The organism is Flavobacterium sp. CHNK8 (assembly GCF_019774515.1).
In the GTDB taxonomy this organism is placed as follows: Bacteria; Bacteroidota; Bacteroidia; order Flavobacteriales; family Flavobacteriaceae; genus Flavobacterium; species Flavobacterium tiangeerense.
This window is the reverse complement of the sequence record NZ_CP081492.1, coordinates 2488930-2505189: the sequence shown is the minus strand read 5'-3', so window position 1 is coordinate 2505189 and position 16260 is coordinate 2488930. Positions and strand designations below refer to the sequence as shown.

Annotated in this window: 7 protein-coding genes; all 7 read right to left on the bottom strand. The window is 37.6% G+C overall.

What is annotated here, in order from left to right:
* Nucleotides 1-4 precede the first annotated feature (4 nt).
* A complete protein-coding gene (gene rmuC / locus K5V07_RS10790) occupies nt 5-1375 on the bottom strand; it encodes a DNA recombination protein RmuC (protein ID WP_221917489.1) in 1371 nt (456 codons plus the stop codon).
* A 178-nt stretch (nt 1376-1553) separates the two neighbouring features.
* Nucleotides 1554-5003: a T9SS-dependent choice-of-anchor J family protein gene (locus K5V07_RS10785; RefSeq protein WP_221917488.1), complete on the bottom strand. Its 3450-nt coding sequence runs from the start codon at nt 5001-5003 to the stop codon at nt 1554-1556.
* Between the two features lie 596 nt (nt 5004-5599).
* A complete protein-coding gene (locus tag K5V07_RS10780) occupies nt 5600-6433 on the bottom strand; it encodes a PorT family protein (protein ID WP_221917487.1) in 834 nt (277 codons plus the stop codon).
* A gap of 165 nt (nt 6434-6598) precedes the next feature.
* Entirely contained in the window at nt 6599-13558 is a 6960-nt protein-coding gene (locus K5V07_RS10775; RefSeq protein ID WP_221917486.1) for an MBG domain-containing protein, read from the bottom strand.
* A 15-nt stretch (nt 13559-13573) separates the two neighbouring features.
* Nucleotides 13574-14524, bottom strand: a complete 951-nt coding sequence (locus K5V07_RS10770) for a formyltransferase family protein (protein WP_221917485.1) — start codon at nt 14522-14524, stop codon at nt 13574-13576.
* A complete protein-coding gene (locus K5V07_RS10765; protein ID WP_221917484.1) occupies nt 14509-15639 on the bottom strand; it encodes a hypothetical protein in 1131 nt (376 codons plus the stop codon). The genes K5V07_RS10770 and K5V07_RS10765 overlap by 16 nt, the downstream gene beginning before the upstream one ends.
* A gap of 69 nt (nt 15640-15708) precedes the next feature.
* Nucleotides 15709-16245, bottom strand: a complete 537-nt coding sequence (locus K5V07_RS10760) for a phage tail protein (protein ID WP_221917483.1) — start codon at nt 16243-16245, stop codon at nt 15709-15711.
* Nucleotides 16246-16260 lie beyond the last annotated feature (15 nt).

Genomic DNA, 16260 nt, shown 5'->3' with positions numbered 1-16260 from the left:
TTATTTAGTTTAGTAATTGATTATCGTCTTTTTCGGCTCTATTTAATATGCTTTCTGGAAGTGCTTTTTTAGCTTTGGCTCCCATTTTTTTCAATTTTTCGACGCTGACAATTAAGTTACCTTTTCCATCAACTAGTTTGTTCATGGCACCAGAATATTCTGTTTTACTTTCGTCTATTTTTTTCCCAATTTTAATTAAATCAGCTACAAATCCTTCAAATTTATCATAAAGAGCTCCTGCTTGTCTAGCAATTTCTAGTGCATTTTCCTGTTGTTTTTGATTGGTCCACATACTATCAATAGTTCGTAAAGTAGCTAATAAAGTGGCTGGAGTGACAATGACTATGTTTTTTTCGAATGCTTTGTTGTACAGCGTAGTATCTTCATTAAGTGCCATAGCAAAGGCTGGCTCTATCGGAATAAAAAGCAGAACAAAATCAGGACTTTCCATTTGGTATAAGTCATGATAATTTTTATTGCCTAATTGCTCCACATGACGTTTAATTGAATTGACATGCTCGCGTAAAAATCCAGCTTTTGCAGCATCATCCTCTTCATTGATGTACTTTTCGTAAGCCGTAAGGGAAACTTTAGAGTCGACAATCATTTTTTTACCGTCGGGCAAATTAATAACAACGTCAGGAAATACTCGGTTTCCATCTTCGGTTGTAAAAGCTTGTTGTACTTCATACTCACGACCTTTCTCTAAGCCTGACTTTTCTAGAACGCGTTCTAAAACTAATTCGCCCCAATTTCCTTGCATTTTGCTATCGCCTTTTAATGCTTTGGTAAGGTTAATTGTTTCTTTGCTCATTTGAATATTCATTTCGCGTAAGCCCAGTATTTGTTGGCGTAAAGCCGCATGATAATCAATACTTTCTTTATGTGTATCTTCAACTTTCTTTTCGAATAACTGAATTTTATCTTGTAGCGGTGACAAGATGTTTTTCATGTTTTCTTTGTTTTGCTCCGTAAATTTATTCGACTTTTCGTCTAATATTTTATTGGCAAGGTTCTCAAATTCCTTGGTGAATTTTTCTTGTAGTTTTTCTACCTCTTCCTTTTGTTCTTTATTTCGTTCCCAAAGATTTTCGAAATCTACTTCTTTTTTTGAAAGTTGAATCGCTAAACTGTCTTTTTCATTCCGAATTACTTCTTTAGCAATAATGGCACTCTCTAGTTGTTTTTCAAAAGTTGCTTTGTCTACTTGAACTTGTTCCTTAAGTTGATTGAATTGGCTGGTGTATGCAATTAGTTTCTCTTCTAATCCAATTTTTTCAGACTGAAATCGAGCAGAAAAAATAAGTTTTCCCAGAAAAATTCCGAGACCTAATGCAACCAAAAAAATAAATAAAAAAGGAAGTAAAGTTGACATAAAATTTCTTTTGTAAGACTGTAAAATTAAGAAAAACTTTCTAGCTATTTAGATACAAAATCAAATAACTGTTTCAAAATAATTCGCAAGTGTATTAACTTGTTTTTGGTTTTATCGTAACAAAAAAGCCAGATTTCAAATACATGAAATCTGGCTTTTTTAATATGTCTACTTTAAATTATTTTTTTATGATTTTATCAGATTGAATAATTTTATTTCCAACGGAAAGTGAGTATATGTAAATGCCTGTAGGTAATTGAGATACATCAATAGAAGAATTGTCTCTGTTAGACTTTGGACTCAATTGTATTGGCATTCCAATGGCTCTTCCTAAAACATCATAAAATTGAAGTTTCACGTTTTCATTTTCAAATGAATCTAATGAAATGTTTAATATATCTGATACTGGGTTTGGATACATTTTCACGATTGTTTTATTCGTTGGTAAAATATCATTTACACTTAACACAGGATCAGCTTTTAATTCAAAACGAGCAATTACAGGACCGTGATCTGAGGTTGTAGTAACATAATTTGGAACATCATTTCTAGGATCATATACTACTGTAGAATTTGTAACATACTCATCAGTAAGTTCATTAGACACTAAAATATGATCTAAAAACCCTCCAGATGACAAATAACTAAATGCACCAGCTTTACTAATGTCTAAGGTCAGTGTATTATATCTTGCGGTGTCTTCTACTAATTTTTGATAAGAAGACGGATTTCCTGCAATTACAGATTGGTCAACATCATCATTGTAATCGCCAAGAAGAATAATATTTGCATTAGGATAATTCACGTCAAGACTGTCTTTTAACAATTCAACATCATACTTACGCATGTTGTATCTAGCAATATCGCTACCGCTGTTTGCACGAGCATGAAGATTAATAATGGTAAGGTCTTTTTTAATTCCGTTGATGTTTGTCTCTATTTCAACCATATACGGTAAACGACCTGAAGAATAAAAGCTATCACCTGTACTTGGGTAGTTAGGTAACGTTTTAGTTCCTGCACGTACTTCGTCGTAAAGTTTGCTAAACATGACACGAGATTTCTTTACGGTTGTAGTTTGTGTATTATATAGTACTACCAGTTTTTGTGGAGGAAAGTTAGGATCTGGTGCTTGAAAGGAGCGAGACCATACAGGAGAAACTGATTTTGCAAATGTTTTTCCATTTACACTTATTTTTTGGATCAAAGTTTCTAATGCGGCATCATCTGACACTTCTTGAACTGCATACACATCAGCGTTCATTGTATTAATTACTTTTGCAACATTATCTATTTGAAGTACATCATTTGTTGGACCGAATTCAGTTCCGCTAGTGTCTTTAACATCAGTTCCAAAAAATTCTAAATTATAGGTTACAATGTCAAAAGTTTCAGTTTTTGGTAATGAAGAGCCTTTGAAAGAACCAATTTCTTGATTTAGTCCAGTTCCTGTAATTTTTAATGGGCCAGAGATACTCAATTCCTTTGAAGTTGGTACGAAACGAGCATAGACTAATTTACCTATCACAGCATCCGCAGCAGTTACAACTAGGCTAGTTGTAAAAACACTATTGTCTGTTGATAATTCATAGTTTGCTGGAGCATTAATAGTTATGTTTCCAAAACCACCTGCCATGAATATAAACGATTGACTAGTAGAAGTGGTATTAGGACTAATTTCTCCAAAATTTAAGTTAGGGTTTGAGGCAATAAAAGTAGCTTCATTTGCTATTCTCACATCATCAATAGTCCACTCGGCACTATCAGTTCCTCCTGATGTAGCTGATTCATAAACCCAAGCCACATAAGTAGTATTTGTTTTATAGGCTTCAAGGTTAATGAACTGTGATTGTTTGAACGTTCCTGTAGTGGTTGGAAAATCTCCTTCAATGGCGGTCCAAGTTGCTGTTTCGGGATTGCTTTTTCCGTCATAGTTAGTTGAAACCATCAATTTAAGAGGCGTTCCAGAGAAAAATTTTCGAGCGTAAAAAGATAACAATGGAAATTTATCAAAAGCATTTAAACGCAATACGGGAGAAATCAACCAGTCTTTACTAGCTCCGTTTTCTGCATATCCATTCATTTGAACGGCTGCAGGAGAACTATTAAAGCGTGTATTTGTACTAGTCCATTTTAAGTTATTTCCAGCAACACTGTATTCTGTCCAGCCACTATTAGTAAGTACATTTGGATCATTAAAATCTTGGAAATATGGATTGATTCCTTTGCCTGTAAGAGTAATAGTTTTATTCGTTCCACCAGTTGTTTGGTGGGTAATAGTTCCTGTTACCGTTCCTGTGGCTGTTGGTGTGAATTTTACAAAGACTTTTGCTAAAGCTGCATTAGTAAATTCATTAACACCATAGTTTAAACTGTTTACATAAGTACCAGTTTCTGTTTTAGATATAACGAAATTTCCTGTTGCCGTTACTGTGATATCATTGGTTAAATTTTCAGCTTGAATGTCATACTGTAGTGGAGTACTTGTTGTATTTTGTTCAACGAAACCAAAGTTTAAATTTGATATTGTTGGCGTTATAGAAGGTACAGCTACTGATGCTGTAGTAACGTTCAATACAGTACTTGACGCTTGCGTATTACCAGATCCATCTTCTGAAATGGCATATAAATCATAAGATGTACCTATAGATAAACCGGTTAGACTTTGTGTGTATTCAACTTCTGGGTCAATAATGGTTAGTAATCCAGATTTTATTGCGGCAGTATTGGTAGCATCGTTTCCTGTCTTTATTTGTGCTATGCTAGGTGCAGTACTGCCAGCAGGAAGCACTACATAAAAAGTTTTTCCTGGTTCATTGATTTTAGTCACAAAATTAAAACCTGTTGAAAGAATTGTATTTATTTTAGGGAGACCAGCAGCATATAGTGGGGGAGTGTTATCATTTTGAATACTAATGTCATCAATTGCAAAAGATGGACGGGCACCTCCTCCTGAAACTTGTCTGGAAATCCATCTGATTTGAACTATAGGTTGGTTGTTACATTCGGACGGGAGTAAAACTTTTATAAGTTGTTGATTTTGTGGTGTAGTTACTCCAGACGCAATTTGTGTTGTAGTGTTGTTTTGATAGGCAGTATTTGGCACTGTTATAAAATCGGCAGTCGTGCCAACTCTATATTGTAAGGACATTTCATTGATCCTTGTGTTTGTCGTGGATGGGGGAACACTATACGGATTACGAATTGTCATAGCATTGTATTGCACTTCAATGCCTGATTTGCCAGCTGTGTTGATAGCTAAACCAATGGCAAAGTCATTACTACCAGTGTTTAATATACCAATCTTTCCATTATAGTTATGAGTACTGCCAGAAGAGTTGCTAGCACTACTACTTGGTGTTAAAGGTTGATCTGCAAGTAAAACACCCGAAGTGAGGTATTGCGTTATACCTCCGGGTAAACTACTTCCTGATGGAGCTGTAGCTGTTTTCCACCCCTGAAATCCTGCTGAATAGGTAGTTGATGTGGCATCAAGTGTAGAGAAGTTTTGAGTAAAAGGTAATTCTTGAGGTGTAGGTTGGGTTACTTGTGCTTCAAGATTTGGCGTGAAGCCCATAAAAAAAATAAATAAAACCATAATATGGTTCCATGTGTAATTGTGTTTCATTGGGTTACAATTGTAATTAGCCTGCAAATTTACAATTCTCAAAGTTAAGCCAATATTATATGTTACAGGTTTTTAATTAAATTTTGGAGGATTAATAAAGTTATTAAAAGTATCAGATCTTTTTCAATTAGTGAGGTTTCCTTTTAATAAAAAAAGCTGTTCAAGATTTTCTTAAACAACTTAAATTGAAAATAGAGTTTTTTTTTAATTATAATTCGGTGTGTTTTTGCTTTAAGAATACTAATTTGTTTTATAAAATAAATGGTAATACTCAAGTTTTGCAATTCAATTATATTGTTGACACCAGCATCTGTTTAAAAAGTTTTTAGTACTTGATCAGAAAGATTAATTACTTGAAATTCAGAATTCATAGCCGATATAAAGGTAATAATTCTTTGACTTGGATTTGGGTAATTTCCACTTCAGGGGTCGCTTCAAAATTATTAGTACAAAGAAATCTCACATGAATAGAGGCCGAAGTGATGGTAATTCCGTCTGCAAATTTTAATTACTATTCAACCACTTTGAAAAGATGTTTTCTGCAAAAAAAAGGCCTTGATTTTGAGTCAAGACCTTTTGCATTAAAAAAAAAGAGATTATTTAAAATTCCATCCTAGCGTTACGCCAAAAGCTACCGGTTTTATTTCAGCATCTTTATTAGTACTATACAAGCCATTAGCTTTCCTCTCAGCTGAAGATGTTGGGCTGTAACCAATATAAGATTCATTCTTGTTTTGGTCTAAAATTGTACCATATCCATTTTCCAGAAACATGGCTGCATATAATGAACTCTTTTTTCCCATATCAAATGTAAATCCTAACTCGAAAGAACTCATTATAATTCCTTTTGTTTTATATTCTCCTGATGCGGAATAATTATTTTGTTTACCAAAACCATATTCTGGTAAATCACCAATAGTAAGGTTGACATCAGGATAATAAGCAGTACCATTTGCATAATCTGCAGTTGCATTAATTTCATAGTTTACAGGTAAAAAATATTTAGCACCAGCTCTAAAATTAAAGTCAACACCAGTATTTATGTTTTTTTTATACTGCACAAAAAGAGGAATTTGCACAGCCTGTAAAGTTTGTTTTTCTCTATAATTGTTTGTAGTCATGTTGTAAACAAATGCCGAAGTGGAAGCATCCACTTCAAAATTTGAAAGTGTTGCAGTAGGCCTAGAAAAAGAAACTTCTTGCTTGTATTGCGAGAACTCTAACCCGGTACCAATTCCAAAATGACTATTTAAAGAATAAATATAACCTGCCTTTATAGCTCCACCAAGGCGATTACCGGTTTGTATACCAGTAATGTCACTCTGAATATTTCCGATTCCCGATTGTATGCCTACATAAAACTGTGCAGCTATACCTTGTGAAATTAAGAAAGCTATAGTTCCTATTATGTTTTTAATATTGAATTTCATAGATATAAAATTTATTTTTTAGCGTTCCTATATTTCATCGCCTTTAATTTATTGGTTATTGCTCACGCAAACTTGTTGATAATGGCGATTTTATACTTGTTTTTTTAATTAGAATAATCCATCCCCATTTATTAAAAATGAGGATGTCATATTCTGTAAATTATTTTATTTTCTTACTAAAAGATTTTTAGTAAAATAGGTGCCATTTGCTAAGGTTATTTTTACAATATAAATTCCCTCAACAATCGGAGCTATCATGTCAATATTGTTTTGACTTGTATTTAAAGTAGTTAACAAGTTCCCTGTTAAGTTAAAAACCTCAACACGTGCATTCTGTATTCTACTTGCACTAATATTAGTCATTAATTGGAAAGTCGTATTGCTTCTAACAGGGTTTGGAACAATTCTCATGTATTCTTCTTCTATTGTTGGAGAGAGAGTTAACGGACAGCTTGTAATTAATGTTCCGTCCAGTTTTGTTGCTACTGCGTAATAAGTTCCATTCAAAGCACTATTTTCTTTAAAATACTGTGAAGTTTGTCCTGGAACTAAAATCCCATTTTTATACCAGCTGTACGATTTGAAATTCTTCGAACTGTTGTCAAAGAATATAATATTTTCAAATTGTTTTCTGATTAGGTTGGGCTGACTAGCTACTACTGGTAAAATAACTGCCGGAGCTGCGTTGTAATTCATGTTTCCTGCTTGCGATGCTGTAATAGTTGCAGAACCATAATTTTGGAAAAATAATGAATTATTAGAAACAGAAGCAATGTTTGCGTTAGAAGAAGCATAATTTACTGCTAAACCACTATTTGAAACAGCAGTCAAAACAATACTAGTTTCTCCATTACAACCAAATCCTAAAGTCTGATTCCATGTAATTACCTGATCTGCTTTCGTAATAGTGAAATTAGAACCGTTATACGTAATGGTGTAATTTCCACCGGCGCTTAAGGTACCTTGTGCAATGGTGTACGTTCCCACATTCTCTCCAGCAGTTCTTGTTAACGCTCCAGTGAAAGAGTCGCCACTAACTAAATTTGGTAAAACAGTGTAAGAGTAAACCGGATTCGTTGTACCATATACTTTGGTTTGTGAAGCATTTGCAGTTACTGTGATCGGTTTTGCCGTAATAGTAAAGTCTTTGCTTACATAAGTAATGTTATAATTAGCTCCTGCACTTAAGTTACCTTGTGTGATAGCATAGTTTCCAATATTTTCTCCCGCGGCTCTCGTTAAAGCTCCCGTGAAAGAATTGCCACTTACTAAACTTGGCGAAACAGTATAAGAGTAAACAGGATTAGTTGTACCATAAACTTTTGTTTGTGAAGCGTCTGCCGTTACAATGATAGGTTTTGCTGTGATAGTAAAATCTCTGCTTACATAAGTAATGTTGTAATTAGATCCTGCACTTAAGTTTCCTTGTGTAATAGCATAGTTTCCAATGTTCTCTCCTGCGGTTCTTGTTAAAGTTCCTGTAAAGGCATCACTACCTACCAAATTTGGTGTAAATGTGTAAGTTAATGCAGAATCTGTTGTTCCATAAACTTTCGTTTGTGATGAAGTTGCTGTCACACTAACTGGTTTGGCAGTAATAGTAAAGTTAGCACCTGCGTAACTAATCATATAATTAGATCCCGCACTCAAACTTCCTTGGTTAATGCTATAAGTTCCTGTATTTTCTCCAGCAACTCTTGTTAAAGCTCCTGTAAAAGAATCACTACCAACTAAACTTGGTGAAACGGTATAAGCAACAACTGGATCTATTTCCCCATAAACTTTTGTTTGTGATGTAGTTGCTGTAACTGTAATTGGTTTAGCGGTGATGGCAAGGTTAGTTCCAACATAGGTAATTAAATATTTAGACCCAGCTGAAAGCGAACCTTGATTAATAGCATAAGTGCCAATGTTTTCACCACTAACTCTTGTTAAAGCTCCTGTAAATGAATCTCCAGAAAGTAAACTTGGTGATACTGTATAAGTTAAAACAGGATCACTTTCCCCATATACTTTAGTTTGCGAAGGTGAAGCAGTTACAGTAACTGGTATTTGGTTTAATTTCAGTACATAATTAAATGTAGCAGTACAATTATTAGCATCAGTAGCAGTAACGGTAAAATTACTATCAGCAATTTGAGATGAAATACCTGTTACCTGTCCAGCTGTTGATAGTGAAAAACCAGAAGGCAAACTTCCTGTTGTAACTGAATATGTTTTAGCCCCTGTTCCTCCTGAAGCTACAATACTCTGATTATATCCAGTATTGTAATCATAACCAGATAAAACAGTTGTTGTGAAACCAATTGTTGTAGGCTGTGTAATGGTAAAACCTTGAGACGTTGTACAACCATTAGCATCTGTAATATTAACAGTATAATTTCCAGCACTTAATCCAGTTGCACTCGCAGCCGTTCCTCCAGATGGAGCCCATGCATATGTATATCCACTTGTACCTCCTGATACGTTTACAGTTGCAGATCCGTTAGAACCTCCATTGCAAGATACGTTCGTTTGTGCAGCAGCAGTTGCCACAAGAACAGTTGGTTGTGTAATTGTAAAGCTTCGAGTAGCTGTACATGCATTAGCATCGGTTACTGTTACAGTATAAGTTCCAGCTGTAAGTCCAGTCGCAGTCGCAGCCGTTCCGCCAGATGGCGACCATGAGTACGTATATCCACCAGCACCACCAGAAGGAGTCACCGAAGCAGAACCGTTAGATTCACCATTACAAGATACGTTTGTTTGCATAGCTGTTGCCATATTGATAACCGTAGGTTGTGTAATTGTAAAGTTTCTAGTAGCCGTACATGCGTTAGCATCGGTTACTGTTACAGTATAAGTTCCAGCTGTAAGACCAGTAGCAGTAGCCGCTGTTCCACCCGAAGGCGACCATGAGTATGTATATCCACCAGCACCACCAGATGGAGTCACCGAAGCAGAACCGTTAGATCCACCATTACAAGATACGTTTGTTTGCGCAGCTGTTGCAGTACTGATAGTTGTTGGTTGTGTGATTATAAAGTTACGAGAAGCCGTACATGCGTTAGCATCGGTTACTGTTACGGTATAAGTTCCAGCTGTAAGACCAGAAGCAGTAGCAGCCGTTCCGCCAGATGGCGACCATGAGTACGTATATCCACCAGCACCTCCGGATGGAGTAACGGCAGCAGATCCATTAGATCCACCATTGCAAGACACATTTGTTTGCGCGGCGGTTGCCGTACTGATAGCCGTTGGTTGTGTAATAGTAAAGTTTCTAGTAGCCGTACAACTGTTAGCATCAGTTACTGTCACAGTATAAGTTCCTGCACTTAATCCAGTTGCTGTAGCAGCTGTTCCTCCAGAAGGAGACCATGAGTAAGTATATCCACCAGCACCACCAGAAGGAGTCACCGAAGCAGAACCGTTAGATCCTCCATTGCAAGATACGTTTGTTTGCGCAGCTGTTGCCGTATTTATAGTCGTTGGTTGTGTGATTGTAAAGTTACGAGTTGCAGTACAACTGTTAGCATCAGTTACAGTTACCGTATAAGTTCCTGCAGAAAGTCCAGTTGCAGTAGCAGCCGTTCCTCCAGAAGGTGACCAAGAATAAGTATATCCACCGGCTCCGCCAGAAGGAGTCACCGAAGCTGAACCATTAGAACCTCCATTGCAAGATACATTTGTTTGCGCAGCTGTTGCCGTACTGATAGTCGTTGGTTGTGTGATTACAAAGTTACGAGAAGCCGTACATGCGTTAGCATCGGCTACTGTCACAGTGTAAGTCCCTGCACTTAATCCAGTTGCTGTAGCAGCCGTTCCACCTGATGGAGACCAAGAATAAGTATATCCACCAGCACCACCAGAAGGAGTAACGGAAGCAGAACCATTAGATCCACCGTTACAAGACACATTTGTTTGTGCAGCAGTTGCCGTACTAATAATCGTTGGTTGTGTGATTATAAAGTTACGAGAAGCTGTACATGCGTTAGCATCGGTTACTGTTACAGTGTAAGTTCCTGCACTTAATCCAGTTGCTGTAGCAGCTGTTCCACCAAATGGAGCCCATGAGTAAGTATATCCACCAACACCACCAGAAGGAGTCACCGAAGCAGAACCATTAGATCCTCCATTACAAGATACGTTTGTTTGCGCAGCAGTTGCCGTACTGATAGCAGTTGGCTGTGTGATTACAAAGTTAACAGCAGTAGTACAACTGTTTGCATCCGTTACAGTACAAGTCCAAGTTCCGGCGCTTAATCCTGTTACTGATATCGTTCCATCACCTGTTGGGTTGCCTGGAGTCCAGTTGTAGGTATATCCACCCGCTCCACCAGTTGGAATATTAATCGAGGCAGCTCCATTAGAACCTCCGTTGCACGAAATATTGGTTTGAGAAGCTGCAGTTGCTACAATAGCAGTTGGTTGTGTAATTACAAAGGTACGAGAAGCGGTACATGCGTTAGCATCGGTTACTGTTACAGTATAAGTTCCAGCTGTAAGACCAGTAGCAGTAGTCGCTGTTCCACCCGAAGGAGCCCATGAGTACGTATATCCACCAGCACCACCAGAAGGAGTCACAGAAGCAGAACCATTAGAACCTCCATTGCAAGATACGTTTGTTTGCGCAGCTGTTGCCGTACTGATAGTTGTTGGTTGTGTGATTATAAAGTTACGAGAAGCCGTACATGCGTTAGCATCGGTTACCGTTACAGTATATGTTCCTGCACTTAATCCAGTTGCAGTAGCAGCCGTTCCACCTGATGGAGACCACGAATAAGTATATCCACCAGCACCACCAGAAGGAGTAACTGAAGCTGAACCATTAGATCCACCGTTACAAGACACATTTGTTTGTGCAGCAGTTGCTGTACTAATAATCGTTGGTTGTGTGATTATAAAGTTACGAGAAGCTGTACAAGCGTTAGCATCGGTTACTGTTACAGTATATGTTCCTGCACTTAATCCAGTTGCAGTAGCAGCCGTTCCACCTGATGGAGACCAAGAATAAGTATATCCACCAGCACCACCAGAAGGAGTCACCGAAGCAGAACCATTAGAACCTCCATTACAAGACACATTTGTTTGTGCAGCAGTTGCTGTGCTAATAACCGTTGGTTGTGTGATTGTAAAGTTAACAACAGTAGTACAACTGTTTGCATCAGTTACAGTACAAGTCCAAGCACCTGCGCTTAATCCTGTTACTGATCTCGTTCCATCACCTGTTGGGGTACCTGGAGTCCAGTTGTAGGTATATCCACCTGCTCCACCTGTTGGAATATTAATCGAGGCAGCTCCAGTAGAACCTCCGTTGCACGAAATATTGGTTTGAGAAGCTGCAGTTGCTACAATAGCAGTTGGTTGTGTTATTATAAAGTTTTGCGCTCTGGTACAACCGTTAGCATCGGTTACTGTGCATGTCCAAGTTCCAGCTGTTAAGCCTGTAACAGAAGTAGTTCCGTCACCTGTTGGAGTACCTGGCGTCCAGTTGTATGTGTATCCGCCTGCTCCTCCAGTAGGAGTGTTAATAGTAGCTGCACCATTTGCGCCTCCAAAGCAAGATACATTGGTTTGTGAAGCAGGTGTAACTGCAATTGCAGTTGGTTGCGTAATCGTAAAACTTTGCGTAGTGGTGCATGCGTTAGCATCGGTAACAGTTACGGTATATGTTCCTTGACTTAGACCTGTGGCTGTTGCAGCAGTTCCACCAGAAGGAGACCATGAATAAGTATAACTTGGTGTACCCCCTGTTTGAGCAACTGTAGCACTACCATTTGAACCTCCAAAACAACTTACGTTAGTTTGTGAAGCAGGCGTAGCTACAAGTGCAGTTGGTTGCGTAATTACAAAGTTTCGAGTAGTCGAACATAAACTAGCATCTGTTATGGTTACAGTATAACTTCCTGCTGACAATCCCGTAGCGATTGCTCCGGTCCCTCCTGATGGAGACCAGCTATATGTATATGGAGAAACTCCACCGGAGGGAGTAACCATAGCAGATCCGTTAGAACCTCCAAAGCAACTCACATTAGTTTGAATACTAGTTGCAGTAATATTAGAAACTGTTAATGTTCCTGCATTTGATGTAGCAGAACCTGTACCAGTGGCAATACATCGATATAAATAACCATTCATTCCAGCTGTTGCTGCTGTGATAGTTAAGGTAGTTGTAGTAGTCCCAGAATAAGGTGCAGCATTTGAAATATTTGTAAATCCGCTACCTGTATTTACCTGCCACTGATAGCTAGTAGCATCGTTTGCAGAAATTGAAAAGGTAGTATTGCTACCAATACAAATTGTTCTGTTGGGCGGATTGGCTGTAATAGTTGGCGCTGCACCCAGAAAAGCAGCACCTGAAGGCATTGAAAGCGCTGGAGTAGTATTTGAAAGTGTCCAGTTTGCTTGATTCATAACACCAGCTCTTATTGCGGCAGCGTTAGCAAATGGTGCTCCGGTACCATTAAATTTACCTGATGTCCCTAAAACATTTCCTGGTAAAGTTCCTGTGTAAAAAGAGCTTATTCCTCCTACCAGACCAATAGGTATTACAGAAGAGTTTGGTCCGTCGGCACAAGCCAAATCGTCCCAGCTTGCCTGAGAAGTCCCGGCACCAGAACTACAATAAAAATAATGCAGTCCCGAGATAAAAGTTACACCACTACTTTCAGGAATACCCGTACCACCCTGAAAAGCGATGATCTGATCCCCTACTGTAGATAAAGATATTCCGTTTGGAGGACTACCCTCTCTTAAAGTAACCGTTCCGTTTGTTGTTAATGCAGTGGTATTTGGATCATAAGTAGAGGCCGTAAGACCTTTGATCATAATTTCTGTTCCAACTGGAATAGCTGTTCCTGCAGTCCAAGTAACTGTAGCTTCTGTAGAGAGGGCTGTTTGCCAGACACCAGCTCCAAAATAACCACGGTCTGTAAAACTAATTTCTGTACCCGCCGAAATATTGGTAAGAAGTACAAAAGAATAGACATCTCCCGCGGTGGGACTGGGATTGGCATCATATCCTGTGAAGATAATATCTCCAGCGGACAGAGTCGTCTGAGAGTTACCCACGTAACTCTGCAAAAATATCCCCAGAAACAAGGCGATATTTATGAAATTCTTAATTTGAGCGTAAAAATGTTTCATAGTTAAATAGTTAATTTATAAAGAGGTGAATTTTTGTCCATTTTTTATACCAAAAGCGAGCAACTTGTGTCCACTCATAAAACCTTCATCTGTATAAAGAGTATGTATACGAAGCTGTGAATTATTGTAACATTGTATAATTAATCCCTTGTTTTCATTTATTTCTAAAATAGTCCCCGGGGAATGTGAGTGTTCTGTAATATTTTTGGTTACTGATACTTCAAGAATGCGCATGTTCCATCCGCTACAGTAAGTGTAGGCTCCTTTATTCCAAGGATTACAAGCATTTACTAATGCCTCTATTGATTTTGCATCCTGAGTTTCCCATCGAATGCATACATCGCCTGCAGCTGCTTTTTTATAGTAATTTGCGTTTGTCTCGTCTTGAGGTACTCCTTTGAAATTGGTTTGCAACAGTGCTAGTACTTCGGGCACCATTTGCGCTCCCAGATAAGATAAGTTGGTGCAAAGCATACCATGAGTGACATTAGTAGCTTTTGGAATCACATGTTTTAGTACTATATTTCCGGTATCAATCCCTTTTTCGATGGTATGAACAGTAATTCCAGTTTCTTGCTTTTGTTGACGAATCGATTCAAAAACAGGATCACAACCACGCATTTCAGGTAAAAGGCCGTAGTGAAAATTATAAAATAAGTTAGGATACTGTTCTATAATTTTTTCGGATAATTTCCACGGAAACGTCATTGTAAAAATATACTTGACCTCACTGCTTTCAAGTAATACTTGTAGCTGATTTTCTACTTTCTCTTTTTCAAGTACAATGAGATTGATCCCTGATTGACTTATAAAAGCCGAACAAAAAGACAGCACCTCATCGTTACCAACAGGTACTCCAATAGTCTGTAATTTATTCAGTCCATACAAGGTTTGTATCGCAGGAAAAGCCATGCGGTTATTACACAAAATAACGATGTCGCGTTGCATGCTCATGATTCTAGACATGCATAGGCATTAAACCATGAATTTGAAGTTACATTCTGAACCGCCAGAATATGATATTGCAAACGGCTGCGTTCTTCATCTAGATTTTCGGCTTCTGTAATATGCTCTAATTGACAGTTGCCTGTTTCTTTGTTTTTTGCAACTGTGGCGTAATAAATAGGTGCTGAAGAAAAACCGGTAACAGGATTCATATAAACTTTTCCTCTTGGTGAGTGAATCGTAATATCATCTAGTGATTTTTCATTTGCAGCTTCTATAAACAAAGCAGCTTCCCATCCTAAGAGCGAGAATATATTGGCTTTGTTTTGTCGGATATTCTCCATCGTAGCAACAAAATCTTTATTTTCTTCGCTAACAATTGTTAGTGACCAAGGAATAGAAGAGCTCCAATTATATCCTGGATAAGGTATCTTACTTAGCCAAAATTCTTCTGCTGTAAAACCGCTTCCGTAAGTTTTACAGGATATTATACTCTTAAATTTAGATGATTCTCTAAAAAAATCTTCAGCCATATCTCCGCAAAAAGAAGTCAAAAGGGCTACGTCTTTGTTCTCTTCAAGATAACCCGCCAATGGTTCCAAACTAAAATCGGAGCGTTTCAAAGGCGTAATATGATTGTATGTAATAGATCCTCCTTTATCTTCAACCGAAGTTGAATACGTGTAAGGAGGACGATAACCTGCATCGTAAAAAGAACATGTAAAAGCAAAATCCTGTAGCCCTTCTTCTGCGGCTTTACGAACAATCGCACGGGAACACAGATTACCTTCTAAAGAAATAAAATGAGCGTTTGATAATTTTTGTTGAAAGTTAGGGAAATGATAACCACTATCTAAAACGATCAGTATCTTTCCGGAATTTTCAAAAAGAGGATGAATAAATTCTGCTGTAATAGGATTTATATAAGCAATAATTATATCTGTATTATTGAGTAATAATTGTTCGCAGCAAATATAAATTTCTTCATTTTTGCCGGCCACACCTATATTTGATGATACGATTTCGTGTTTTCCTTCTACTCCTAATTTTTTTAGAGAAGATTTAAAACCATCCATGATATCAAAAGCCATTGAAGGATAGATTACAGAACGCGTTAAGAGTAAAGCTATTTTCATAAACAATAATTAATGATGTTTTACAACATGGCAAAAAACCTATTGGAAACATCCAATGGGTATATAAAATTAGTTTCTTGAAGGAAAAATTCCCATCAGGCATATTATATAATTCATCCCTAAATACGGCTGCTGAACAGGTATTGGCTGATTGCCTCCATTTATACCGATGGTAATTGATGCATTTATAGGTCTTAAAGAAGTATCAGGTGTTTTTGTAGAATAAAGACCTGCTAAAGCTGCCAAACTATTTCCTGTCGGAGATCCGCTATCTCCCTCGTCTGAATAAGCCAAAATAGTATAAGAACCAGTTCCCACATGGGTATGTGATGGCAAGTTTGCAAGAGTTGCAGTTACATTATTAGCCCCTGAGATTTCACCCAATTGATATTGATCGACAGTTCCTACGCCTGTACCCATTGGAACTCGACCTCGCAAATCAGGCAGTGCAAATGTTTGTACACCATTACCGCCGTAGGTTGTTCCTAAAAGACTAAATAGAGCTTGGTTGGTATTTATAGCAAGTATTTGTCCTGCACAAAACGCCCAATATTTAGGCTCGAAATTGGGAGCAAATAAGCGAATTTCTGACATTGTTCCTTCCATGATTAATGTTTTTAA

Coding starts and splice junctions, on each gene's coding strand:
- K5V07_RS10760 (WP_221917483.1), bottom strand. CDS start 16,245: ATGGAAGGAACAATGTCAGAAATTCGCTTATTTGCTCCCAATTTCGAG.
- K5V07_RS10775 (WP_221917486.1), bottom strand. CDS start 13,558: ATGAAACATTTTTACGCTCAAATTAAGAATTTCATAAATATCGCCTTG.
- K5V07_RS10785 (WP_221917488.1), bottom strand. CDS start 5,003: ATGAAACACAATTACACATGGAACCATATTATGGTTTTATTTATTTTT.
- K5V07_RS10780 (WP_221917487.1), bottom strand. CDS start 6,433: ATGAAATTCAATATTAAAAACATAATAGGAACTATAGCTTTCTTAATT.
- K5V07_RS10770 (WP_221917485.1), bottom strand. CDS start 14,524: ATGTCTAGAATCATGAGCATGCAACGCGACATCGTTATTTTGTGTAAT.
- K5V07_RS10765 (WP_221917484.1), bottom strand. CDS start 15,639: ATGAAAATAGCTTTACTCTTAACGCGTTCTGTAATCTATCCTTCAATG.
- rmuC (WP_221917489.1), bottom strand. CDS start 1,375: ATGTCAACTTTACTTCCTTTTTTATTTATTTTTTTGGTTGCATTAGGT.